This is a genomic window from Pseudomonas sp. LBUM1669, from assembly GCF_059695705.1.
In genome coordinates this window covers 1,577,207-1,599,778 of sequence record NZ_CP166784.1, presented here as the reverse complement: position 1 = coordinate 1,599,778, position 22,572 = coordinate 1,577,207, and the positions used below count along the sequence as shown (strand labels likewise).

General features: G+C 59.4%; 23 protein-coding genes, 1 tRNA gene, 1 pseudogene and 1 riboswitch. Of the genes and pseudogenes, 17 read left to right on the top strand and 8 right to left on the bottom strand.

The genetic code is table 11. The features are described 5' to 3' along the window. Positions 1 to 28: 28 nt before the first annotated feature. Together ACA051_RS07345 and ACA051_RS07340 are read right to left on the bottom strand one after the other, a co-directional pair. Complete coding sequence (locus tag ACA051_RS07345) at positions 29 to 472, bottom strand: hypothetical protein (protein ID WP_497374155.1); 444 nt, start codon at positions 470 to 472, stop codon at positions 29 to 31. A gap of 167 nt (positions 473 to 639) precedes the next feature. Beyond that, entirely contained in the window at positions 640 to 882 is a 243-nt protein-coding gene (locus tag ACA051_RS07340) for a hypothetical protein (RefSeq protein WP_497374153.1), read from the bottom strand. Between the two features lie 277 nt (positions 883 to 1,159). Further along, positions 1,160 to 1,260, top strand: a riboswitch (guanidine-I (ykkC/yxkD leader). A gap of 62 nt (positions 1,261 to 1,322) precedes the next feature. Between ACA051_RS07340 and ACA051_RS07335 the strand changes: the two genes are divergently transcribed. From ACA051_RS07335 to ACA051_RS07270, 14 genes are all read left to right on the top strand, one after another. Continuing rightward, positions 1,323 to 2,390, top strand: coding sequence for a putative urea ABC transporter substrate-binding protein (locus tag ACA051_RS07335; protein WP_497308898.1), 1,068 nt, complete (start codon positions 1,323 to 1,325; stop codon positions 2,388 to 2,390). A 16-nt stretch (positions 2,391 to 2,406) separates the two neighbouring features. Then, on the top strand, positions 2,407 to 3,222 hold the full coding sequence (locus tag ACA051_RS07330; protein ID WP_497308896.1) for an ABC transporter permease: 816 nt from the start codon (positions 2,407 to 2,409) through the stop codon (positions 3,220 to 3,222). After that, positions 3,219 to 4,007: an ABC transporter ATP-binding protein gene (locus ACA051_RS07325; RefSeq protein WP_497308894.1), complete on the top strand. Its 789-nt coding sequence runs from the start codon at positions 3,219 to 3,221 to the stop codon at positions 4,005 to 4,007. The genes ACA051_RS07330 and ACA051_RS07325 overlap by 4 nt, the downstream gene beginning before the upstream one ends. 12 nt (positions 4,008 to 4,019) lie before the next feature. Beyond that, positions 4,020 to 4,745 carry an urea amidolyase associated protein UAAP1 gene (locus ACA051_RS07320; RefSeq protein WP_497374151.1) on the top strand — a complete coding sequence of 242 codons (726 nt, stop codon included), beginning with the start codon at positions 4,020 to 4,022 and terminating at the stop codon, positions 4,743 to 4,745. An 11-nt stretch (positions 4,746 to 4,756) separates the two neighbouring features. After that, a complete protein-coding gene (locus ACA051_RS07315; protein WP_497308890.1) occupies positions 4,757 to 5,398 on the top strand; it encodes an urea amidolyase associated protein UAAP2 in 642 nt (213 codons plus the stop codon). Between the two features lie 308 nt (positions 5,399 to 5,706). Next, a complete protein-coding gene (gene uca / locus ACA051_RS07310; RefSeq protein ID WP_497374149.1) occupies positions 5,707 to 9,348 on the top strand; it encodes an urea carboxylase in 3,642 nt (1,213 codons plus the stop codon). Between the two features lie 25 nt (positions 9,349 to 9,373). Then, the gene (atzF, locus tag ACA051_RS07305; RefSeq protein WP_497374147.1) at positions 9,374 to 11,146 is read left to right on the top strand and encodes an allophanate hydrolase; all 1,773 of its coding nucleotides are present in this window, start codon (positions 9,374 to 9,376) and stop codon (positions 11,144 to 11,146) included. 220 nt (positions 11,147 to 11,366) lie between these two features. Next, the gene (locus tag ACA051_RS07300; protein WP_497374145.1) at positions 11,367 to 12,854 is read left to right on the top strand and encodes a sensor domain-containing diguanylate cyclase; all 1,488 of its coding nucleotides are present in this window, start codon (positions 11,367 to 11,369) and stop codon (positions 12,852 to 12,854) included. 6 nt (positions 12,855 to 12,860) lie between these two features. After that, positions 12,861 to 13,055, top strand: coding sequence for a cysteine-rich CWC family protein (locus tag ACA051_RS07295; protein WP_497374143.1), 195 nt, complete (start codon positions 12,861 to 12,863; stop codon positions 13,053 to 13,055). Between the two features lie 57 nt (positions 13,056 to 13,112). Continuing rightward, positions 13,113 to 13,805 carry a pseudouridine synthase gene (locus ACA051_RS07290; protein WP_497308880.1) on the top strand — a complete coding sequence of 231 codons (693 nt, stop codon included), beginning with the start codon at positions 13,113 to 13,115 and terminating at the stop codon, positions 13,803 to 13,805. Positions 13,806 to 14,118: 313 nt separating this feature from the next. Then, a complete protein-coding gene (locus tag ACA051_RS07285) occupies positions 14,119 to 15,003 on the top strand; it encodes an alpha/beta fold hydrolase (protein ID WP_497374141.1) in 885 nt (294 codons plus the stop codon). A gap of 161 nt (positions 15,004 to 15,164) precedes the next feature. Beyond that, positions 15,165 to 15,238, top strand: a tRNA-Gly gene (locus ACA051_RS07280). Positions 15,239 to 15,515: 277 nt separating this feature from the next. After that, positions 15,516 to 15,818, top strand: coding sequence for a type II toxin-antitoxin system HigB family toxin (locus ACA051_RS07275; protein WP_497374139.1), 303 nt, complete (start codon positions 15,516 to 15,518; stop codon positions 15,816 to 15,818). Then, positions 15,818 to 16,177 carry a helix-turn-helix domain-containing protein gene (locus ACA051_RS07270; protein ID WP_010462431.1) on the top strand — a complete coding sequence of 120 codons (360 nt, stop codon included), beginning with the start codon at positions 15,818 to 15,820 and terminating at the stop codon, positions 16,175 to 16,177. The genes ACA051_RS07275 and ACA051_RS07270 overlap by 1 nt, the downstream gene beginning before the upstream one ends. Before the next feature lie 145 nt (positions 16,178 to 16,322). Here ACA051_RS07270 and ACA051_RS07265 read toward each other — a convergent pair whose 3' ends face one another. Beyond that, positions 16,323 to 16,544: a DUF6500 family protein gene (locus tag ACA051_RS07265; RefSeq protein ID WP_497308874.1), complete on the bottom strand. Its 222-nt coding sequence runs from the start codon at positions 16,542 to 16,544 to the stop codon at positions 16,323 to 16,325. A gap of 406 nt (positions 16,545 to 16,950) precedes the next feature. On the opposite strand from ACA051_RS07265, the gene ACA051_RS07260 reads away from it, so the two are divergent. Continuing rightward, positions 16,951 to 17,214 carry a short-chain dehydrogenase gene (locus ACA051_RS07260; protein ID WP_497308872.1) on the top strand — a complete coding sequence of 88 codons (264 nt, stop codon included), beginning with the start codon at positions 16,951 to 16,953 and terminating at the stop codon, positions 17,212 to 17,214. A 433-nt stretch (positions 17,215 to 17,647) separates the two neighbouring features. Beyond that, positions 17,648 to 18,376 carry a class I SAM-dependent methyltransferase gene (locus tag ACA051_RS07255; RefSeq protein ID WP_497308870.1) on the top strand — a complete coding sequence of 243 codons (729 nt, stop codon included), beginning with the start codon at positions 17,648 to 17,650 and terminating at the stop codon, positions 18,374 to 18,376. Positions 18,377 to 18,637: 261 nt separating this feature from the next. On the opposite strand, the gene tam is transcribed toward ACA051_RS07255, so the two are convergent. After that, on the bottom strand, positions 18,638 to 19,408 hold the full coding sequence (gene tam, locus ACA051_RS07250) for a trans-aconitate 2-methyltransferase (protein WP_497308868.1): 771 nt from the start codon (positions 19,406 to 19,408) through the stop codon (positions 18,638 to 18,640). Between the two features lie 104 nt (positions 19,409 to 19,512). Next, positions 19,513 to 19,644, bottom strand: a pseudogene (locus ACA051_RS07245) (YXWGXW repeat-containing protein); the annotation flags it as partial. A gap of 193 nt (positions 19,645 to 19,837) precedes the next feature. Between ACA051_RS07245 and ACA051_RS07240 the strand changes: the two are divergent. After that, positions 19,838 to 20,248 (top strand): low affinity iron permease family protein, encoded by a 411-nt coding sequence (locus tag ACA051_RS07240; RefSeq protein ID WP_497374137.1) that lies wholly within the window; start codon positions 19,838 to 19,840, stop codon positions 20,246 to 20,248. Between the two features lie 67 nt (positions 20,249 to 20,315). On the opposite strand, the gene ACA051_RS07235 is transcribed toward ACA051_RS07240, so the two are convergent. The 3 genes from ACA051_RS07235 to ACA051_RS07225 form a co-directional block, all read right to left on the bottom strand. After that, positions 20,316 to 20,819: a DUF4142 domain-containing protein gene (locus tag ACA051_RS07235; RefSeq protein WP_497374135.1), complete on the bottom strand. Its 504-nt coding sequence runs from the start codon at positions 20,817 to 20,819 to the stop codon at positions 20,316 to 20,318. Between the two features lie 73 nt (positions 20,820 to 20,892). Then, positions 20,893 to 21,051, bottom strand: coding sequence for a KGG domain-containing protein (locus tag ACA051_RS07230; protein ID WP_010462447.1), 159 nt, complete (start codon positions 21,049 to 21,051; stop codon positions 20,893 to 20,895). Between the two features lie 117 nt (positions 21,052 to 21,168). Further along, a complete protein-coding gene (locus ACA051_RS07225; protein WP_497374133.1) occupies positions 21,169 to 22,518 on the bottom strand; it encodes a sensor domain-containing protein in 1,350 nt (449 codons plus the stop codon). Positions 22,519 to 22,572 lie beyond the last annotated feature (54 nt).

Sequence of the window (22,572 nt, the reverse complement as noted above, 5' to 3'; positions counted from 1 at the left end):
TCCCACACTGGTATTGCATTAGCTCATATTAACGATGGCCACCTCGGCCATCGTGATCACCGCGACCGTTATGGTCCCCTCGCCCACCGTGATTGTTGCGTCCGCCATGACCACGGTAGTCGTTGTTCCAGCCGCCACGGTTACGGCCGTCCCAACCATGCGCCCGGTAGTCGCCCCGCTGCGACTGGTAATAACGAGGTGCCGGTTGATAAACCCGCGGCTGGTGGTAATACCGCGGCGTTGGCTGGTAATACCGCGCTGGTGGCGCGTAGTACCGGCGTGGCTGCGTGTAATAACCGCCGCCACCTGAATAGTAAGGTCCGCCACCGGCATAATAGGTGGGCGCTGGCGAGGTATAGACCTCGGAACTGTAGTAGCTGCCTCCTCCATCGGAATAGGGCACGCACGCACCAAGAGACAATCCCAATACTGCAATCAGAAGAATTCGGTGGGGCTGTTTTCGACAGAGCATGGCGGCCTCCTGGACCGCGAGTGAGCCATACCAGCGACGCTGGCAGGCGACAGTCAATTATTCGGTGACTGTCGAAAGATCAGACATCGTTTTCCAAATCTGGTGCGTCTCTGAAACAGATTGAAACAAGTCGCCGATGAAAGGTTTTTCATCTATTCACCCGCTGATTAATGGTGGCCATGGCGATATCCACCGCCGTAATGACGTGGCCCGTGCCCGCCCCAATAGTAGTAGCGATAGCCACCATAGAAGCGCGGGCCGTAGCAGTAACGCGGGCCGTAATAGTAGGAATAGGGTGAATAGCCGGGGTAGTAATAAGGCGCGGAATACACATCGTAACCACCGGCGTAGTAATAGCAGCCGGACAGCCCAAGACCGAGAACCATACCGAACAACAGTCGACGAAACATGGCGGCCTCCTGAAAGACCCACAGCCGGAACAGGCCGGCTGACACCCATTTGACTGGCAATGCCGGGGTGAGTGCCGAGAGGGGCGGACCTTCAGATCAGCGGCCACGACGTCCCATAGCGGTGCACCTGCGCACCATCACAAGGCAACACAGCCTCGCCTGCCCCAAGCGCTCATCGCGCAATCCCCCACCCTAGAGCCCTCAAGCTAACTTGGCACGGCTCTCGCTTTAGCAAACCCGTGCAGGAGTCATCACAAGGTTCGCGGCACCACAATTTGCAATGGCTGACTAGGGTTCCGGCTCGCTAAGGCGAGTGGCTGGTCCGAGAGTTGGCGACCTCCAGTTGAGGTTACACGGCGGGACAAAAGCCCGGGAGACAAGCCACCGTTCGCGGTGCCGCGTTGACTCCTGCCCGCCCTTGATCAACTGGAGAACCACCCATGCTCAAGCTTCGTTTACCCGCCCTGCTCGCCGCTGCTTTCGCAGCCCTCGTGAGCGTCTCATCCCAGGCTGCACAAAAAGACCACTTCAGCGTTTGCTGGACCATCTACGCCGGTTGGATGCCGTGGGAATACGCCGGCAGCCAAGGCATCGTCGACAAATGGGCGAAGAAGTACGGCATCAAGATTGATGTGGTGCAGCTCAACGACTACGTCGAATCCATCAACCAGTACACCGCCGGCCAGTTTGACGGCTGCACCATGACCAACATGGACGCACTGACCATTCCGGCAGCCGGCGGCGTCGACAGCACCGCGCTGATCGTCAGCGACTTCTCCAATGGCAACGACGGCATCGTGCTCAAGGGCGAAGGCAAGAAGGTCACCGACCTCAAGGGCATGGACGTCAATCTGGTCGAACTCTCGGTGTCCCACTACCTACTGGCCCGCGCACTGGATTCGGTCGACCTCACCGAGAAAGACCTCAAAGTGGTCAACACTTCCGATGCCGACATCTCGGCCGCCTTCAACACCGATCAGGTCAACGCAGTCACCACCTGGAACCCGATGCTTTCAGACATCAAGGCCAAGCCTGCGGTGACCGAAGTCTTCAACTCCAGCCAGATCCCCGGCGAAATCATGGACATGATGGTGGTCAACAGCGCCACCCTCAAAGACAACCCGGCCCTGGGTAAAGCGCTGACCGGTGCCTGGTTCGAAGTGGTCGAGTTGATGAACGCGAAAAATGCCGCCAGCAAGGTCGCACTCGAACACATGGCCAAAGCTTCGGGCACCGACCTGGCCGGCTTCCAGTCGCAACTCGACACCACCAAATTGTTCGCCACGCCCAAGGAAGCCCTGGACTTCTCCACCAGCAAGCAATTGCCGGAAACCATGCGCAAGGTCGCCGAGTTTTCGTTCCAGCACGGCTTGCTGGGTGAAGGCGCCAAAGACACCAGCGCCGTCGGCATGGCCTTCGCCAATGGCGTGACCAGCGGCGACAAGACCAACCTCAAGCTGCGCTTCGACCCGACCTACGTGCAGATGGCCGCTGACGCCAAGCTGTAAACCGGAGGACCTGGCCATGCGCCTGATCAATCGCCACCCGGATCGCCCGAGTCGCCTGCTGTTGGTGATCCTGCCGTTCGCCCTGGTGCTGTTCGCCTACTTCATGGGCTCAGCCGAACGGCTGACGGACAACCCCAACGACAAGCTGCTGCCGAGCGCCGTGCAGATGGCCGACGCAGTCAAACGCCTGGCTTTCACTGCCGACACCCGCACCGGTGAATACCTGTTGTGGCAAGACACCGCATCAAGCCTGCGCCGCCTGGCCATCGGCCTCGGCATCAGTGCGCTGGCCGGGCTGTGCCTGGGCATCGCCGCCGGGACGTTGCCGCTGTTCGGCGCACCGTTGTCACCGTTGCTGACGGTGCTGTCGATGGTGCCGCCACTGGCAATCCTGCCGATTCTGTTCATCGTCTTCGGGCTGGGGGAATTGTCGAAAGTGATGTTGATCGTGATCGGCATCACCCCGTGTCTGGCTCGCGATCTGGAACAGCGCGCCCGGGAAATTCCGGTCGAGCTGCTGATCAAGGCCCAGACCCTCGGCGCTTCAACCTGGACGTTGATGCTGCGCGTGGTGCTGCCGCAATTGCTGCCGCGCCTGCTGATCTCGTTGCGGTTGATGCTCGGTTCGGCGTGGTTGTTCCTGATCGCCGCCGAAGCCATCGCGTCGACCGACGGCCTCGGCTACCGGATTTTCCTGGTGCGGCGCTACCTGGCGATGGACGTGATCCTGCCCTACGTGGTGTGGATCACCCTGCTCGCCTGGCTGATGGATTGGGGCCTCAAGCGCCTGACCCAACGCGCGTTCCCCTGGTATGAAGGAGCGCGGGCATGAGTTTCATCACGGTAAAAAACGTCTGGCAGCAATATGCTGATCAGGTGGTGCTCGAAGGGCTGAACCTGACTGTCAACGAAGGTGAGTTCTGCACCTTGGTCGGTGCGTCGGGTTGCGGAAAATCGACCTTCCTTCGGCTACTGCTAGGCCAGGAACGCACCAGTCGCGGCGAGATTCTGCTCGACGGTCAGGCGCTGGCCGGCGAACCGGATGCCAGCCGTGGCGTGGTGTTCCAGCGCTACTCGGTATTCCCGCATTTAACCGTGCTGGACAACGTGGCGCTAGGCCTGGAACTGCCACGCTCGCCCTTGCTCGGGCGCCTGTTCGGCAGCGCCAAAAAAGACGCCCGCGAACAGGCCTCGGTGCTGCTACACAAAGTCGGCCTCGGCCACTCGCTGGACAAGTACCCGGCGCAGCTGTCCGGCGGCATGCAACAACGGCTGGCCATCGCCCAGGCGCTGATCATGAAACCTCGCGTGTTGCTGCTCGACGAACCGTTCGGCGCCCTCGATCCAGGCATCCGCAAGGACATGCACGCCTTGCTGCTGGAGCTGTGGCGCGAGACGCAACTGACGGTGTTCATGGTCACCCACGACTTGTCCGAAGGCTTCAGCCTCGGCACCCGCCTGCTGGTGTTCGACAAGGTCCGCGTCGACCCGCACGCCCCCGGCGCCTATGGCGCGCGCATCACTTACGACATCCCTTTGAACAGCGACCGCCGCGTCAACCGCGCCGCCGTCGATGCCTTGCCGGCTGCGCTGGCGGGCACGCTTCGTATCGCTTAGAGGAATTTTGAAATGACTGATTCGACTCAACTGTTCCCACCCTTCGCCGAAGAAATGCTCCCCGGCGGCGGGCACCGTTCGTTCGTGTTGAAACGCGGCCAATTGCTGCGCCTGACTGACCTGCGCGGGGGCGCCAACGTCAGCCTGACGCTGCTCAACGCCAATGAAAAAACCGAACGCCTGAACCTGCCCGACAGCCTCAAATGCCAACACACCGCCAAACTCACCAGCGGCCATTGCCTGTACTCGGACATGGGCCGCGTGCTGGCGGCGATCACCGCCGACACTTGCGGCTGGAGCGACAGCCTCGGCGGTGTGCTCTGCGCTGAAGAAGTCGCGGAAAAATACGGCGCCGGCCGCTATCAGGAACTGCGCAACGGCTTCTTCCGCAACGGCACCGACAACCTGTTAGTGGAACTGGGCAAGTGGGGGTTGGGCCTGTCGGATCTGCTGATGACCCTCAACCTGTTCAGCCGCGTGAACGTCGATGAGACCGGGCGTTTCCACTTTGTCGAAGGCAACTCGAAAGCCGGCGACTATATCGAGTTGTACGCGCCGATGGACACGCTGGTGGTGCTCACCGCCTTGCAACATCCGATGGACCCGTCGCCGGACTACGCACCGAAACCATTGAAGTTGAGCTGGATGAACGCCGACGCCCGCGTCGCCGAACACTGCCGCACCTCGCGCCCGGAAAACGAGCGCGGCTTCATCAACACCGACCGTTTGTTCGCCTGAGGATCGCTGCCATGTCACTCGCCGTCGCAACCACACACCAGCAGCCTGAAAACGCGGTGTATCGCGCCACCATCGCCGCCGGCGAACCCTGGTTAATGGAGGTCAAGGCCGGCCAGACCCTGCGCATCCTCGACCTGGAAGGCAATCAGGCCGTCGATACCTTGTTCTACAGCGTCGCCAACCCGAAGGAGCGCTATGACGTGCAACGCACGTTGCGTCGGCAGAACAGCGTCTACCTGAGCACCGGCAGCGTGCTCTATTCCAACCTCGGTAAACCGATGCTGACCATCGTCGCCGACACCTGCGGTCGCCACGACACCCTTGGCGGCGCCTGCGCGCAAGAGAGCAACACCGTGCGCTACGCCTTGGAAAAACGCTACATGCACAGCTGCCGCGACAACTACCTGCGGGCCTGCGTCCACGACGGGCGACTGGGCAAGGGCGACATCGGGCCGAACATCAACTTCTTCATGAACGTGCCGGTCACCGCCGACGGCGGGCTGACGTTTGAAGACGGCATTTCGGCACCGGGCAAATACGTCGACCTGCGGGCGGAGATGGACGTGATCGTGCTGATCTCCAACTGCCCACAACTGAACAACCCATGCAACGCCTACAACCCGACCCCTGCGGAGCTTTTGGTATGGAACTGAAATTCGTGCGGTTGCGTAAATGGTTGTTCGCCTTGTGCCAGGCGCGTTCAGGCCAGTGCCTCAAACCTCCGGAACACCACTAATCCCCCTGTGGGAGCGGGCTTGCTCGCGAAGAGGCCGTCACATTCAAAATTGATGTCGACTGACACGCCGCCTTCGCGAGCAAGCCCGCTCCCACAGGGGTTGTGTGGTGGGTTTGAGTGAAGTGTTTTTGCTGTCGGGGACGACCCCGGCGCCTATCGAAAAACTGCGGGACGGCCCGCATCCCAGGTCGAGGCTGATGCGCTATCGCCTCCGGGGGTTATGCCATGTTCGAAAAAGTCCTGATTGCCAACCGTGGCGCCATTGCCTGCCGCATCCTGCGCACTCTGCGTGACGTGCAGGTCAAGGGCGTTGCCGTTTACTCCGAAGCGGATGCTGCCAGTTTGCACATCTTGCAGGCCGATGAAGCCCACAGCCTCGGTGACGGCGCAGCCGCCGGTACTTATCTGGCCGTCGATAAAATCCTTGCCATCGCCAAAGCCACTGGCGCCACGGCGATCCATCCCGGCTACGGTTTTCTCTCGGAAAACGCCGCATTCGCTGAAGCCTGCGAAGCCGCCGACATCGCCTTCATCGGCCCGACGCCGGAGCAACTGCGCGTGTTCGGCCTCAAGCACACCGCGCGCGCCCTGGCCAAGCAACACGGCGTACCGATGCTCGAAGGCACCGAACTGCTCGACAGCCTCGACGCGGCTCTGATTGCCGGTGAACAGGTCGGCTACCCGGTGATGCTCAAAAGCACTGCGGGCGGCGGTGGCATTGGCATGCGCGTGTGCCGCAGCGCAGCCGAGTTGAGCGAATCCTTCGAAGCGGTTAAACGCCTCGGCCAGAACAACTTCAGCGACGCTGGGGTGTTCATCGAGAAGTACATCCAGCGCGCCCGTCATCTGGAAGTCCAGGTGTTCGGCGACGGTCGCGGCGAAGTCATCGCCCTCGGCGTGCGCGACTGCTCGGTGCAGCGCCGCAACCAGAAAGTCCTAGAAGAAACCCCGGCGCCGAACCTGCCCGACGGCATGGCCGAAGCGCTCTGCGCGGCGGCGATCAAACTGGCGAAAGCAGTCAACTACCGCAGCGCCGGTACCGTGGAATTCGTCTTCGACAGCGAAGATCAGCGCTTCTACTTCTTGGAAGTGAACACCCGATTGCAGGTGGAGCACGGTGTCACCGAACAAGTGTGGGGCGTGGACCTGGTGCGCTGGATGGTAGAACTGGCGGCCGGTGACTTGCCGCCCTTGGGTGCGTTGAGCAAGGGCTTGAACGCCAGAGGTCATGCCATTCAGGCACGGCTCTACGCCGAAGATCCGGGCCGCGATTTTCAGCCGAGCCCAGGCTTGCTGACCGCCGTGAACTTCCCTGTCGCCGATGGCAAACACCTGCGCATCGACACCTGGGTCGAGGCCGGTTGCGAGATCCCGCCGTACTTCGACCCGATGATCGCCAAGGTCATCAGGTGGGCTCCGACCCGTGAAGAAGCGCGTGCCGATTTGCATCAAGCGTTGAGTGAAAGTCTGCTCTATGGCGTGGAAACCAACCGCGATTACCTGCGGCAAATTCTGCTCGATGCGCCGTTCGCCAGCGGCCAGCCGTGGACCCGTTGCCTGGAAGGTCTGGCCTATCAGGCCAACACCTTTGAAGTGCTCAGCGCCGGGACTCAGACCAGCGTTCAGGACTATCCCGGCCGTCTCGGTTACTGGGCAGTGGGCGTGCCGCCATCAGGGCCGATGGACAGTCGCGCGTTGCGGCTGGGCAATCTTTTGCTGGGGAATGACGAAGGCGCCGCGGCGCTGGAAATCACCATGAGCGGGCCGTTGCTGCGCTTCAACTGCGATGCCGTGGTGGCGGTGACCGGCGCGGTGATTCCATTGATGCTCAACGGCGAAACAGTGCCGATGAACACGGCGCTGATGATTCCGGCTGGAGCCACGTTAAGCCTCGGCACAATTGCCGGTGCCGGCGCTCGCAGCTATCTGTGCCTGCGCGGCGGCTTGCTGGTGCCGGATTATCTGGGCAGCAAAAGTACGTTCACCCTTGGACAGTTTGGTGGGCATGGCGGTCGTGCGTTGCGGGCGGGTGATGTGTTGCACGTCCCTGCTTTGATTGATCGTAGCGTCGGTCAGCAAGTGGACCACGTCACCGAGTTACCTGTCGTGCGGCAAATTCGGGTGATCTATGGCCCGCATGGCGCTCCGGAGTATTTCACCGAAAACTACATCGGCACCTTCTTCGCGACCCAGTGGGAAGTGCATTTCAACTCCAGCCGCACCGGCGTGCGATTGATCGGGCCGAAGCCGGAATGGGTGCGTGCCGACGGGGGTGAAGCCGGGCTGCATCCGTCGAACATTCATGACAATCCGTATGCCATCGGCGCGGTGGATTTCACCGGGGACATGCCGGTGATCCTGGGGCCTGATGGTCCGAGCCTGGGCGGGTTTGTCTGCCCGGTGACGGTGATTGAAGCGGACCTTTGGCAGCTTGGGCAACTGAAGGCCGGAGACAAAGTCCAGTTTCTCCCCGTCGATCTAAAAACCGCCCGCACACTCGCCTTGAAATGGAATTCCCCCTGTAGGAGTGAGCCTGCTCGCGATGGCGACAGTACAGCCAACATTGATGTGAATGACACACCGCTATCGCGAGCAGGCTCACTCCTACAAGGGGTTGTGTCGCCTGTGGTGTTGGATTTGGGTCAGGACGATACGCGTCTGGTTGCGAGGTTATCGGGGGATACTCACCTGCTGCTGGAAATCGGAGCACCCGAGCTGGACCTGGTCCTGCGCTTCCGCGCTCACGCCCTGATGCAAGCCTTGGAAAGCAAAACCCTGCACGGTGTCATCGACCTCACCCCGGGCATCCGCTCGCTGCAAATCCACTATCAACCCGAGCAACTGCCGCTGGCCGATCTGCTCGGCATTGTCGCCGGTGAATGGGACGCCGTGTGCGCCGCCAAAGACTTGCAAGTGCCGTCGCGCATCGTGCATTTGCCGCTGTCCTGGGACGACCCGGCCTGTCAGTTGGCGATCGAGAAATACATGACCACCGTGCGCAAGGACGCACCGTGGTGCCCGAGTAATCTGGAGTTCATCCGCCGCATCAATGACCTGCCGAACCTCGACGAAGTGCAACGCACGGTGTTCGACGCCAGCTACCTGGTGATGGGCCTGGGCGACGTTTACCTCGGCGCACCCGTCGCCACCCCGCTCGATCCGCGCCATCGCCTGGTCACCACCAAGTACAACCCGGCCCGCACCTGGACTGCGGAAAACTCGGTGGGCATCGGTGGCGCCTACATGTGCGTGTACGGCATGGAAGGCCCTGGCGGTTATCAGTTTGTCGGTCGCACGTTGCAGATGTGGAACCGTTATCGCGAAGTCGCTGCGTTCGACGGCAAACCGTGGCTGCTACGCTTTTTCGACCAGATCCGCTTCTACCCGGTGAGCGCCGAGGAACTGCTGCGCATCCGCCGGGACTTCCCGCTCGGGCGCTTCGAATTGAACATCGAACACAGCCAGTTGAACCTCGCGGATTACCAGGCCTTCCTGACGAAAGAGGCCGAGACCATCGACGCGTTTCGCGATCAGCAAAAAGGCGCATTCAACGCCGAGCGCGAGCGCTGGATCGCCAGCGGCCAGGCGCATTTCGACAGCGAGGAACCGGCCCCCGAAACCACCGAAGACGCACCGCTCGCCAGCAATGAAATGAGCGTCGACAGCCACATCGCCGGCAACCTCTGGCAGGTTCAGGTGGAGACCGGCAGTCGGGTCGCCGCTGGTGATGTGCTGGTGATTCTGGAGTCGATGAAGATGGAAATTCCGCTGCTCGCGCCCATGGCCGGCGTGGTGCGCGAGGTCCGCGTGCAACCGGGTTCTGCGGTGCGCGCTGGACAGCGGGTCGTGGTGCTGGAACTCGACTGAACCCATTTGAAAAAGGATTAACGCCATGAACATCAATCTGCAACTCGATGCCCTGCGCAACGCTTATCGCATCGGCAACATCACGCCCCGTCAATTGCTGCTGGGCCTGCGTGACAAAGGCGCAGCGCTCAACCCGGATTATCACCTGTTCATCCATTTGCTCAGTGTTGAAGAACTGGAACCGTACCTCGCCGCACTCGACGGTCGCGACCTCGAGAGCCTGCCGCTGTACGGCGTGCCCTTCGCGATCAAGGACAATATCGACCTGGCCGGTATTCCGACCACGGCAGCGTGCCCGGCGTTTGCCTATGTGCCGCAGCGTTCGGCGACCATCGTCGAGCAGTTGCTGGCGCTGGGCGCGATACCGCTGGGCAAGACCAATCTTGATCAGTTCGCGACCGGGCTGAACGGTAGCCGCTCGCCCGATGGCGCGTGCCCGAACAGCGTATTGCCGGAGTATCCGTCGGGCGGTTCCAGCGCTGGATCTTCGCTGGCGGTGGCGCTGGGCGTGGCGAGTTTTTCATTGGGTACGGACACGGCGGGTTCCGGGCGCGTGCCAGCGGCACTGAACAATCTGGTCGGATTGAAAGCCACCAAAGGGCTGATCTCGACGGCGGGTGTGGTGCCGGCCTGTCGCACGCTCGATTGCGTGACGACGTTCACCGCAACGGCTCGGGAGGCCAGCCAGTTGCTGGCGCTGACGGCGCACCTCGATCCGCGAGATGAATACAGCCGCAGCAACCCGTTGTGGAATGACGGCTCGGCGTTCGGCACGCCGCGTCCTTTCCGTTTCGGCGTACCGCGTGCGCAGGACCTGGAATTCTTCGGCTGCCCTGAAGGCCCGTTGTTGTTCGGTGATGCCATCGATCGGCTCAAGGCATTGGGGGGTGAAGAGGTGGAACTGGATCTGACGCCGTTCCTCGAAGCGGCGCGTTTGCTCTATGAAGGGCCGTGGGTGGCCGAGCGATACAGCGTGGCCGGCGAGTTGATGGAGCAACATCCCGAAGCCGTGTTGCCGGTGATTCGCGCGGTACTGGCCAAGGCACCGGCGGTGACGGGCGTGCAGACATTCCGCGCCCAGTATCGGCTGCAAGCCTTGAAAGCGCTGTGCGATCAAGCGCTGGAAAATCTTGATTGTGTCGTTACCCCCACCATTGGCCGCCCCGTTACGTTGGCGGAACTGGACGCCGAACCGGTCCTGCGTAATTCGGAACTGGGTTACTACACCAACTTCATGAACCTGCTCGATTACGCGGCTGTCGCCGTGCCCAGCGGTTTCATGGGCAACGGTTTGCCGTGGGGTGTGACCGTGTTTGGCCGGGCGTTTACCGATCAGTATTTGTTGGGGGTGGCGGATGCTTTGCAGCGCTGCTCGGCTGAGCCTGCACCGACGACGGTCGCTCGCCATGATCGCGCACGACTGGTGGTGTGCGGCGCGCATCTGGACGGGTTGGCGTTGAACTGGCAATTGAGGAAGCGCGGGGCTCGGCTGGTCGAGACAACTTGCAGTTCGCCTGACTATCAGCTGTATGCGTTGGCCGGTGGCCCGCCGTTTCGTCCGGGGATGGTGCGGGTGAAGGATGGTGGCGTGGCGATCGCGGTGGAGGTTTGGGAGTTGCCGAGCACTGAGTTGGGCTCGTTTCTGACCGGGATTCCGGCGCCGCTGGGGTTGGGCAAGGTGCAACTGGCGGACGGGCGTTGGGAGAGTGGGTTTATTTGTGAGGGGTACGGGTTGGAGGGGGCCGCCAATATCAGTCATCTAGGCGGATGGCGTGCGTATTTGCAATCCCTGGTTTAACGGCAAGAACCTGTGAGAGCGAGCCTGCTCGCGATGGCGGTGCATCAGTCGACATCAATTTTGAATGTGCTGCAGCCATCGCGAGCAGGCTCACTCCCACAAGGTCTGGGTACAATCTTCGAGGGACGTGGGAGCCATCATTCGCGCTGCACATAGAGCAGTCATTTTCCCGCAGTGCCATTAGAATGCCTGCCATCGGGTCACTGCCAACGGGATCGTCATGCCGCTTCGCTCGCCGCTGTATTCGCAACGTTCGTTGGTCCTTACGCTTATTGCGTTGCTGGGCGCAGGCTTTCTCGCGACCTCCTTCCTGAGTTACTACGCCTCGCGAGCCTCCATCCGCGACAGCATCGTCAACACCGAGCTGCCGCTGACCTCGGACACGGTCTACTCGGAAATCCAGAAAGACCTCGTCAGACCGATCCTGATTTCCTCGATGATGTCCCGCGACACCTTCATGCGGGACTGGGTGGTAAACGGCGAGCAAGACCCCGAGAAAATGACCCGTTACCTCAACGAGGTCATGACCCACTACGGCGCCTACACGGCATTTTTTGTCTCCAACACCAGCCTCACCTACTACCACGCCAAGGGCGTCCTCAAACAGGTCAAGTCCACGGAACCCCGCGATGCCTGGTATTTCCGCGTCCGCGACATGGCCGATCCCTACGAGATCAATGTCGACCCCGACCTTGCCAACAAGGACAACCAGACCTTCTTCATCAACTACAAGGTCTACGACTACAACAACCGTTTCATCGGCGCCGCCGGCGTTGGGCTGACGGTCGATGCGGTGATCAAGCTGATCGACAAATACCAGCAGCGTTACCAGCGCAGCGTGTACTTCGTCGACAACTTCGGCCGCCTGGTGTTGACCGGCGCCGAGGGCGGCCCGCAAGGCGCGCGCATAGGCCAGAAACTCGGCGAACTCGACAACATGAAAGGCCTGGTCAGCCAACTGCCAAAACCCCACAGCGGCAGCTACGAATATTCCGTCCACGGCCAGGGACATTTCCTCAACGTGCGGTTCATTCCCGAGCTGAACTGGTACCTGTTTGTCGACAAGCGCGAAGACGGCGCCCTCAGCGAAATCCGCCAGTCGCTGTACCTCAACCTGCTGATCTGCCTGCTCGTCACGCTGATCGTGCTGGCCTTGCTCAACCGCGTGATCAAGCGCTACCAGGGCAAGATTCAGGCGCAAGCGACGCTCGACAGCCTGACCGAACTGCCGAATCGTCGTGGTTTCGACCTTTTGGCGGCGCAAGCCATGCTCGAAGCCGAGCGCGAGCCCAAGCCGCTGACCGCGTTATTGCTGGATCTGGACCACTTCAAGGTCTTGAACGACACCTACGGTCACCTGGCCGGCGATCAGGTGCTGATCGGCTTCGCGCGGGATCTGGAGAGTTGCCTGCGGCACTCCGACATCGTCTGCCGCTGGGGGGGTGAAGAGTTCATCGTGTTGCTCAAGGACACCGACGGTGAGACCGGTCTGATGATCGCCGAGAAAATTCGTCAACATGTCGAGCAACAGCGTTATGCCTACGACGGCAAGGAACTGCAGCTGACAGTCAGCATCGGCCTCACCACCTTGCAGGTCGATGAAACCTTGCACACCCTGCTGTCTCGGGCCGATCATGCGATGTACCGGGCCAAACAGGCCGGCCGTAACCGAACCTGCGTGGAAATGCCTCACTCCCCTTATGAATAATCCTGCATGAACAAGCCTGAACAATGCCCCGCCTGCGGCGCCTCCAACGCCTGCACCCTGGCCGACCCGCGCACCGTGGATCAGGCGTGCTGGTGCTTTGGCGTCAGTATCGACCCGGCGGTGCTCGAAGCGCTGCCGGCAGAACTGCGCGACAAATCCTGCCTGTGCCCGCGTTGCGCCGAGGTCGAGGCGCAGTTGTAAGCAACCGCCCGGCCGATCACGTAAGATACGCGGCCCTTTTCCGACTGATCCCCAGCCATGCGCGTTGACCGTTTCCTCAGCAACCTGCCGCGCTTCAACCGTAAGCAGGTGCGCCTGTTGCTGGTGGAAAAGCGCGTTCGTGTCGACGGAAAAATCGTCAGCGACCCGCATGCCGAAGTACTCGAGTTCAGCCGCGTCGAGGTCGATGACGAAGTCCTGCAGGTCGGTAAACCTGCACGCTACTTCATGCTGCACAAACCGCCCGGCTGCGTCAGCGCCACCCGCGACCCGGAGCACCCGACCGTGCTCGACCTGATCCATGAGCCGGACCGCGATGACCTGCACATCGCCGGTCGCCTGGATTTCAACACCACCGGCTTGATGCTGATCACCAACGACGGCAGCTGGTCGCGGCGCCTGACCCAACCGCAGACCAAACTGCCCAAGGTCTATTACGTCGAGACCGAGCAGGAGATTGGCCCGCAATACGCATTGAAATTTGCCGAAGGTCTGTACTTCGCGTTCGAAGACCTCACCACACAACCGGCCGAACTGATCGTGCTCGGGCCGAAAGCGGCGCGTCTGAGCATCATCGAAGGCCGGTATCACCAAGTGAAGCGGATGTTCGGCCACTTCGACAACAAAGTATTGAGCCTGCACCGCGAAAGCATGGGCCCGCTGGTGCTCGATAACGCGCTAAAACCGGGCGAGTACCGCGCATTGCGCACCGAAGAGATCCATTTGATCTAAGCAGCCTACCGCTCAGCAGAAGTTGTCGAACAATTTACGAATGACACTTGCGCGAAGACGTGACCCCTGCTTGAATCAGGACGTCGGCCGAAATGTGACCGACGAGTCACAACATTCTTCTAAGAAACTTTTTGCCGGTTAGAGAACCCTCAGGTTCCGCCTCAGACCGGCAGACTGCCCGCCAATAACAATACCCGTCGACCGGACTGCACTGGATCGACATGGGCCTCCAAATTTCAGGCGTATGCCTACCTGTCACAAAGCTCGTGCAATCTCATTTGCGCGCATACCCGCTTGCTTGGAGTCTGATGACATGAGGCCAGAAATCGCTGTGCTGGATATACAGGGTCAGTATCGGGTTTACACGGAGTTCTATCGCGCAGACGCCGCAGAGAAGACCATCATCCTGGTCAACGGCTCGATGGCCACGACTGCGTCGTTTGCACAAACCGTGAAAAATCTTCATCCGCAGTTCAATGTGGTCTGCTACGACCAGCCCTACGCGGGCAAGTCAAAAGCGCACAACCTGCATGAGAAATTGCTGACCAAGGAAGTCGAAGGGCAGATCCTCCTGGAGTTGATCGACCACTTCTCCGCCGAACACGTGCTGTCGTTTTCCTGGGGCGGCGCCGCGACCCTGGTCGCCCTGGCCCACCAGCCACGGCGCATCGAAAAAGCCGTGATCAGCTCGTTCTCCCCGGAGATCAACGCGCACATGCTCGATTACCTAGAGCGCGGCATTGATTACCTCGGCAGTCGGGATGGGGATCGGGTCGGCAACTTGGTAAACAGCACCATCGGCAAACACTTGCCAACGCTGTTCAAGCGCTTCAACTATCGCCACGTAAGCTCCTTGGCCGAGCATGAATACGGGCAGATGCACTTCCACATCAGCGACCTGCTGCACAGTGATCGCCAGTGCTTCCTCAAAGCCGCAGAAAAAATCAACGTGCCGGTGCTATTCATGAACGGCGAATGGGACGAATACACCGCCGCCGATGGCGCCCGGTTGTTCGCCAACCATGTGCAAAACGCCACGTTCAGCACCCTTCAGGCCACCGGCCACTTTCTCGACATGGAGCACAAAGCTGCCTGCCGAGACAGCCGCAACGCACTGCTGGGCTTCCTGAAACCGGCGCAACACGCCAGCCGACCGCGTTACCACTACGTCCAGGACCAACATGCATTGGCCATCTGAAACAGCGTCATCGCGAGCACGCTTCGCCCTACAGTGTTGAATGCATTCCTGTAGGCGCGAGGCTTGCCCGTGATAGACCGTTTCACCTGCGCCAAACGCATCGCACACAAAGAAAAACTTCATTTCCACGCGCACATCTGGTACAAAGTCAGCCGCTCTGAGCGGGTGTCGTATAATGGCATTACTCCAGCTTCCCAAGCTGATAACGAGGGTTCGATTCCCTTCACCCGCTCCAATCGAATTTTTTCTCACGTTGTTTTTTGACGGGGGATGCAGGTAATGACAAAACCGGCCTTGATGGCCGGTTTTTTTGTGTCTGGGGTTTTGTGTTTCAAGGCGGAATTTAGCGTTTTCGCGCAAAAGTGATGTTTTGTTAGCGTTTCTTGCCTCATTAACAGATTTCATCATTGCAAGTTGGTTTCAAACCCCTTGCGAACCATTGCGGCATGGCACAGTGACGTTGCATCTCTCTTGAGCGAAGACTACTATCTCCCAAAACGGGAGGATGTGCGGTGCGTGTGATTGCAAAAGGGACCTTGCGGGAATTCTGGGAAAGCAGTCCGGCTTACACTGACGCCGAAACACCGCTTGTTGAATGGTATCGACATATGGAAAAAGCCATTTATCGCACGCCACAAGAGGTCAAGGCGGAGCTGAGAACGGCGAGCATCCTCAAGGGCGGCAGGGTTGTATTCAACATCGGCGGCAACAAATATCGAGCGATTCTGGCAATCGACTATCTGCGACAGCTTGGTTTCATACGATTCGTCGGCACCCACGCCCAATATGATCAGATCAACGCGGAGACCGTGTAATGGACATTAAACCGATTCGCAGCCAGGAAGATCTGACCGCTGCATTTGCTCGTATAGAGCAACTGTGGGGGGCAGACATTGGTTCGCCTGAAGGTGATGAGCTGGAAATTCTGGCGCTGCTCATCGAAAAGTACGAAGACGAGCATTACCCAATGCCGCCCTCCGATCCGATTGAGGCCATTAAATTTCGTATGGAACAGCAAGGGCTGACCCCTCGCGACCTGGAACCCTTCATTGGGACGAGCGGGCGCGTATCCGAAGTGCTGAACCGCAAGCGCAAACTGAGCTTGTCGATGATCAAACGTCTACACGACGGGTTGCGGATACCTTACGAAAGTTTGCTTGCGGGTGTTGCCTGACGTGCAGCCCTGACAAAAAACCGGTCCTTGATGGCCGGTTTTTTTCTGGGTGGGATTCAGGTGATTTTTTCCTGCTGAGGATGTGGCAGAAATCTGCGTACAGGCGTAAATCATTGCCAGGACGGGACAGACTGCGCCAGCGCTCCTAGTCTTTCCGCTCTACCATCTGCTTTATTTTTACGGCCTTTTCAAAATGGTCGAGCTTGTGCTCAGCGATCCACCATTGGGCGGCTTCCATTAAAAGCACGGGATCATCATTTTTGTTTGCAAAGAAAGCGTAGAACGAGAGTCCGACAGTCGGCCCCTTCTGCTCCATTTTCTTGTTGCAAACCTCGATCATCTTTTGCCTCAAGCTTTCTCGCATCATTTCTCTCAATCCATTAATGGTCTCGGTCGCGGCCAAATTCAGTACCAATTGCCCATCTTTCGGGGCTTCTAGCGAAGCCGACTTTCAGAAAGGCAAGGTCCTACACGACGGTGGGAATTGTCCGTAGACTTGCGCATTGCTGTCCATTTGCATCGAGGCCTATAGTCGAGCCGGCGCCAAAATGGCGCTTCGGGTTTGGCGACTCGATCCAATGAACAAAAGCTTCCGAGCAGTTTTCGGATCGCTTTAAAGCACTTAGCTGCCTGCTTTTTGGTGGCTGTGCGCGGGAGACCTTCGGGTCTGCCGGGTTGTCCATTGTCCGGTTCGCCAACCTGCGTACAGCTGCCACCCTTTTCGTTTGGCGACGATTGAGTGGTAGACCTCTTAACCCAATGGAGCTCTACTCATGAACGAATACATGGCTTTAACCAGCAACGCCGACGATCTTCCCTCGCTCTACGTCAACACCACCCAACCCCTGCATTCACTGCTCAGCACCGCCAGTTACAGAATCAGGGCCGTGACGCAGATCCTCGAAAATCTCGCAATGCGAGGCGACATTACCACCGATACGGTAATCCTCAGCGACTTTGCACTGCTGTGCTGCGTGCCTTTGCGCGACGGTTGCGATGTGCTTGATGTCATTGCTCGACGCATGGATGCGGAATAGTTCTGACGTAAAATGGGGGCGCCGTTCTTGGCGCCCTTTGCGGGTCATGACCGGCTAACATTGGTCAGTAAAAGATCGCACGAGCGATGTATTACTGTGGCGAGGGAGCTTGCTCCCGCTGGGTCGCGAAGCGGCCCCAAAAAAAGGACTGCTGCGCAGCCCGACGGGAGCAAGCTCCCTCGCCACAGGTTCGGTGTCACGCTTAACTACCTGGCATTGTTATGGATCGCCGGTTTGTCATGAAATCGAGCTTACAAATCCCCAACGCTCAACCCGTTCCCCCTCCCCGCCCAACCCGCTAGCATCTCCCTATCTTCAACCACCCTCTTCCCTGCGCGGCCATCGACGAACACGCGCCATCACTCTCCGAGGGAACCCAATCGGCCGCACATCAGGTGCCGCCCGTGAACGATCTCAACCGAGCAACCCAAACATGAATCAAAACATCTACGACGACCCAGCATTTTTCCAGGGCTACAGCCAAATGCCCCGCTCCATTGGCGGCCTCGACGCAGCCCCTGAATGGCCTGCCCTAAAAGCAATGTTGCCACCCATGCAGGGCCTGAAGGTCGTAGACCTCGGCTGCGGTTACGGCTGGTTCTGCCGCTGGGCCAGTGAATCCGGCGCCGACAACGTGCTCGGTCTGGACGTCTCGGAAAAAATGCTGGAGCAGGCACGCAAGACGACGTCGACAACCAATATCCAGTACGCCCGCGCCGATCTGGAACAACTGGACCTTCCCGCAGCCAGTTTCGACCTCGTCTATAGCTCCCTGGCGCTGCACTACATCAAGGATCTCCCGGGCCTGTTCGCCAAAATCCAAACAGCCCTTAAACCCGGCTCACGCTTCGTATTTTCCATCGAACACCCGATCTTCATGGCTCCACGCAATCCTGGCTGGCTGATTGATGGCGAAGGAAACAAGCGCTGGCCGCTGGACAGTTATCAACGGGAAGGTGAGCGGGTGACGAACTGGCTGGCCGAAGGCGTGATCAAACAGCACCGCACCATCGGCACTTTGCTCAATACGCTGATTGGCGCAGGTTTCAGCATCCGGCATGTCAACGAATGGGGACCGACTGATGCTGAGGTGGCAGCACAACCGGCCCTGGCCGAAGAGCGGGAGCGACCGATGATGATGCTGGTCAGTGCCCAACGCTGAGTGTCGTGCCGGGTACTCGTATAGTTTGCGTATAGATGCCTGCAAGCCGGTAAAGAAGCCGTAGCGCTGCGGTGGGCCTGTCCGCTGATACTTTATGCTCCAGGCTCACCTACCACCTAGAGATCGACATGGACAATTCAGAGTTGGGGATCATGATCATTTCGATGATTGGGTTGTTCGGCTTTGCTTCGTTTATTTTTGAATACTTGAGTGCCAGACAAAGGGACAGATAGCGTTCGGCGTTATCCGTCCCTTTTTGCCCTAGCGTGTCGCGACGATGAACAAGCGCGGAAATGGCAACAGCACCGAACCATCGCTCAGTGCCGGATACGCTTGCTCAACTGCAGCTTGATACTGCTTGAGGTATTGCGCTTTTTCCGCCTCATCCAGCGGATCGAGAAACGGCCGCAAGCCGCTGCCCTTGAACCACTCGACCACACCCGAAGCGCCGCCCGCGAGCGGGTGATGGTAGGTGGTGCGCCACACGTCGACTCGCGCACAGTGCGGTCGCAGCATCGAGTAGTAATCGCTGGCACTCGCCATTTCCGTGCGTTGCCCGGCTGCGTCCGCCAATTTGCTGGCCCACGGCCCATCGGCAGCGACTTCACGCATCAGGCGATGGGACGGTTCGTTGAGGTTATCGGGCATCTGAATGGCCAGGCTGCCGCCATCGGTCAGTCGGGCGGCCAGCGAAGGCAGTAACGTCGCGTGGTCAGGCACCCACTGCAACACCGCGTTGGCGAAAATCACATCGAACGGCCCCGTTTCGTTCCAGGTATCGATGTCAGCCGTGTCGAATTGCACCTGAGGCAAGCGCTTGCGGGCGGCCTCGATCATATCGGTCGAACTGTCCAGGCCACGCACCGTGGCATCGGCGAAGCGCTCCACCAGCAACTCGGTCGAATTGCCGGGGCCGCAACCGATGTCGATGGCCGTGCGCGCATCCACCGGCGGAATCGCCGCGAGCAAATCACGGGCCGGGCGGGTGCGTTCATCTTCAAAAGCGACGTATTGTCTGGCGGACCAACTCATTGCGTTCTCCTGTCGGTGCGTTGTTGTGGCCAGCGGCGCACAACCGGTTCGCTACGATACCTCGACCGGCGCGCCCTGCCCTATCCGACCTATGGCGAAAGATGTCAGTTGACCCAGCCACCTCGTTGCCAACACCAGCCATTATTTCGCTGCTCCCAGTGCGGATGCACATAACGATAGCCCGGTCGTTCCGCCACCCAGTGGCCATGAACCGCGACATACCGTCCACCTTCCCAGCCCAGCGCCTGCGTGGCCCTCTGATCCTGTAACAGCTCATATCTGTCTATTGCCTGAACTCGCCGCACTTGAAGTTGGCGCAGCGAACAGGTTTTGAGTGAGCGTTTTTTTATGAGCACAGAAATGTAAGTAGAATTTTCAACCCGCCGTCGCTGTCTGAAAATCAGGCGCATCCCTATAAGGAACACGGCAATGAAATTCGCAAAAATCTCGCAGAAACTCGCCCTGTGGGCCGGCAGTCCCAAGACGTTCATGGGGGCCTTGATTCTGATTGCGCTGTGGGGGATGAGCGGGCCGATTTTTGATTTCAACGACACCTGGCAACTGATCATCAACACCTCAACCACCATCATTACATTCCTGATGGTGTTCCTGATCCAGAACACGCAGAACCGCGACACCGACATCCTGCATTTGAAAATCGATGAGTTGCTGCGGGTAAACAAGGAAGCGCAGAACGCGATGCTGGGGCTTGAGGCACTGGACCTCAAGCAACTGGAGGCGCTGCGTAAACACTATCGCGCCATGGGCGAAAAAGACGTGCATGGGCTGGCAGGGCTGGCGGCTTCGAGCAAGCGCAAACAGGATTTGAATGAGTGCTGAGCACAAACAAAACGGCGCGTGATGTGAATCACGCGCCGTTTGCGTTCAGCACCGTTAACCGCCTGGTCTAGCGACTGGCTTGCAACGCTCTGGCCATTTCCAGGTGGTTCTGCAGTTTGGGCAAGGTTTCCTCAGCAAAGGCTTTGATTTCCGGCACGTCGGTTGTCTGAGCGACCTGTTGAAGCTGCTCGATGGCTTCCTGGGTCGTCTTCACCTGACTGGCGGTATACGCCTGGTCAAAGGATGTGCCGTCTTTCACTTCCGGCATCAAGGCTTTGGCCTTGTCGACCACTTCTTCGCGAGGGGCAACCGGCAAATCCAGTTGCTTGGCGATTTTCGCCAGGTGCTGGTTGGCGGTCGTGCGGTCATTAATGACCACGATGGTGTAGTCCTTGACCTCTTTGGATTCGGTTTTCTGGTGCGCCACGCGACTGGCTTCGATGTCGGCCATGCCTTTGGCCGACGCATCGTTGATGAATTCGGCGGGCGACTGGGCGAAGGCACTGTTGGCAAACAGGCCCAGTAACGTGACAAAACTAGCGGTGCGTAATCGGGTGGCCATCCGGCTCATGGTCGCGCCCTCCTTCTATAAAAATTCAAGCGGGAGCTTTCGCCCCCGCCTCTCAATCAAAACCACCTTGCGACTACTTCGACTTCTGACCACCTTTGCGGCCCATATCGGGTTTCGCAGGGTCTTTATCGACGGTCGTAGTGGTAGTTTTCCCACCTTTGCGACCGGCTTCAGACGCCTTCGTTCGATCGTTGGCGAAGTTTCCCGAGTTCGAGTTTCTTGAGTTAGGCATGATTCTCTACCTCTTGGTGATGATCGCGGCGAGCAGGAGCCCGCATAGAATCTGAATTTCGATCACCGCAAAGGTTTAGAAAAAATGAAATCGCCGCGACGAACGGTGGCCGATTTTTCAGGCGCCGAGCCGCTGGTGATGTTGGCGCTTGGCCGCGTACATGGCCTCATCGGCATGCCGGAACAGCTGCTTTTCCTCGGTGCCGTGCTCGGGGTAATGCGCAACGCCAATACTCGGCTGGATGTTAACGCTGTTCCCGTCCAGGCGCAGGGGTTGCGCCAGTACTTGACGGATTTTTCCCGCGACGTTGTCAGCATCTTCCGACGCGTGGATGCTGTGCAACAACACTACAAACTCATCCCCACCGATGCGCGCCACCGTGTCGGTCTCGCGCACGCAGCCCTTGAGCCGATTGGCGACCGCTTGCAACAGCATGTCGCCGACCGCATGGCCGTGGGTGTCGTTGACTTCCTTAAAACGGTCGAGGTCGACGTACAGCAATGCCATCCGCCCGGAATCCGCGCGAGCCAACGTCAATGACTCGTTGAGCCGGTCACGCAGCAACTCCCGGTTGGGCAGTTGGGTCAGTTGATCGTACTGCGCCATGCGCTGCAGTCGGGCATGTAATTGTTTACGCTCGATCGCGGTCGCGACCTGGGCGCAGACGAATTGCAGCAATTCCTTGTCTTGCTCGGTGTAGCGCTCGCCACCCGGTACACTTTTGACGATGAGCGCGCCGATGGTGCCATTTTGCGAACTCAGCGGAACACCCAGCCAGCAAGGCGACTCCTGCCCGGTGACCGGCAACTCAAACCCTTCTGGTAGAGGGTCCTGGTCCAGGCTCAGCAAAATCGGCTGGCCGCTGCGAATCACTTCGGCGCAGAGGCGCCCGGTCATGGTGCCGGGCTGCTCGGGTTGCAGTTCATGGTCGTCGACGTGGTACGGGAAATTCAGCTGCGCGCAATGTTCGTCATACAGTGCCACGGAGAAATTCAGCGCCGGCAGCCATTCGCCGATGATCAAATGGATGCGCTTGAACAACGCCAGCAAATCTTCCGCCGCGTGGGCCGCCTCGGAGATCGCGTACAACGCCGCTTGCCGGGACTCGGCCTGCTTGCGCTCGGTGATGTCCCGGGCCACGGCAATGCGCAACTGATCGACTTCAGACCAGCGCGCCGACCACAGGATATGCACCACCGCGCCGTCCTTGCGCAGGTAGCGGTTTTCGAAGTTGAGCTTGGGCTCGCCGCCTATGATCTCGCGCGCGGCGTCCAGGGTGCGCTGGCGATCTGCGGGATGCACCAGGTCGATCATCGGCTGGCCGATCAACTCGTTCGGGGTATAGCCGAAAATACGCTCGCAGGCCGCGCTGACAAATACGAAGCGACCTTGTTTATCGACCGCACAGACGGCGTCCAGCAAGAGATCGATGTAGCTCGCCAACGGCGCGGAATTTCTGGTTGCCATAGTGCGATGAGCGTATCCGGACAATGCAGCAATAAAGAACCCTCCCTGACCGAT

Bases quoted from the DNA above. Each gene is read 5' to 3' on its own strand.
- ACA051_RS07225 (WP_497374133.1), bottom strand. From the start codon at position 22,518: ATGGCAACCAGAAATTCCGCGCCGTTGGCGAGCTACATCGATCTCTTG.
- tam (WP_497308868.1), bottom strand. From the start codon at position 19,408: ATGAGTTGGTCCGCCAGACAATACGTCGCTTTTGAAGATGAACGCACC.
- ACA051_RS07295 (WP_497374143.1), top strand. From the start codon at position 12,861: ATGAACAAGCCTGAACAATGCCCCGCCTGCGGCGCCTCCAACGCCTGC.
- ACA051_RS07330 (WP_497308896.1), top strand. From the start codon at position 2,407: ATGCGCCTGATCAATCGCCACCCGGATCGCCCGAGTCGCCTGCTGTTG.
- ACA051_RS07270 (WP_010462431.1), top strand. From the start codon at position 15,818: ATGGACATTAAACCGATTCGCAGCCAGGAAGATCTGACCGCTGCATTT.
- ACA051_RS07325 (WP_497308894.1), top strand. From the start codon at position 3,219: ATGAGTTTCATCACGGTAAAAAACGTCTGGCAGCAATATGCTGATCAG.
- ACA051_RS07255 (WP_497308870.1), top strand. From the start codon at position 17,648: ATGAATCAAAACATCTACGACGACCCAGCATTTTTCCAGGGCTACAGC.
- ACA051_RS07240 (WP_497374137.1), top strand. From the start codon at position 19,838: ATGAAATTCGCAAAAATCTCGCAGAAACTCGCCCTGTGGGCCGGCAGT.
- ACA051_RS07230 (WP_010462447.1), bottom strand. From the start codon at position 21,051: ATGCCTAACTCAAGAAACTCGAACTCGGGAAACTTCGCCAACGATCGA.
- ACA051_RS07300 (WP_497374145.1), top strand. From the start codon at position 11,367: ATGCCGCTTCGCTCGCCGCTGTATTCGCAACGTTCGTTGGTCCTTACG.
- ACA051_RS07315 (WP_497308890.1), top strand. From the start codon at position 4,757: ATGTCACTCGCCGTCGCAACCACACACCAGCAGCCTGAAAACGCGGTG.
- atzF (WP_497374147.1), top strand. From the start codon at position 9,374: ATGAACATCAATCTGCAACTCGATGCCCTGCGCAACGCTTATCGCATC.
- ACA051_RS07340 (WP_497374153.1), bottom strand. From the start codon at position 882: ATGTTTCGTCGACTGTTGTTCGGTATGGTTCTCGGTCTTGGGCTGTCC.
- ACA051_RS07290 (WP_497308880.1), top strand. From the start codon at position 13,113: ATGCGCGTTGACCGTTTCCTCAGCAACCTGCCGCGCTTCAACCGTAAG.
- ACA051_RS07320 (WP_497374151.1), top strand. From the start codon at position 4,020: ATGACTGATTCGACTCAACTGTTCCCACCCTTCGCCGAAGAAATGCTC.
- ACA051_RS07260 (WP_497308872.1), top strand. From the start codon at position 16,951: ATGAACGAATACATGGCTTTAACCAGCAACGCCGACGATCTTCCCTCG.
- ACA051_RS07285 (WP_497374141.1), top strand. From the start codon at position 14,119: ATGAGGCCAGAAATCGCTGTGCTGGATATACAGGGTCAGTATCGGGTT.
- ACA051_RS07265 (WP_497308874.1), bottom strand. From the start codon at position 16,544: ATGATGCGAGAAAGCTTGAGGCAAAAGATGATCGAGGTTTGCAACAAG.
- ACA051_RS07335 (WP_497308898.1), top strand. From the start codon at position 1,323: ATGCTCAAGCTTCGTTTACCCGCCCTGCTCGCCGCTGCTTTCGCAGCC.
- uca (WP_497374149.1), top strand. From the start codon at position 5,707: ATGTTCGAAAAAGTCCTGATTGCCAACCGTGGCGCCATTGCCTGCCGC.
- ACA051_RS07235 (WP_497374135.1), bottom strand. From the start codon at position 20,819: ATGAGCCGGATGGCCACCCGATTACGCACCGCTAGTTTTGTCACGTTA.
- ACA051_RS07345 (WP_497374155.1), bottom strand. From the start codon at position 472: ATGCTCTGTCGAAAACAGCCCCACCGAATTCTTCTGATTGCAGTATTG.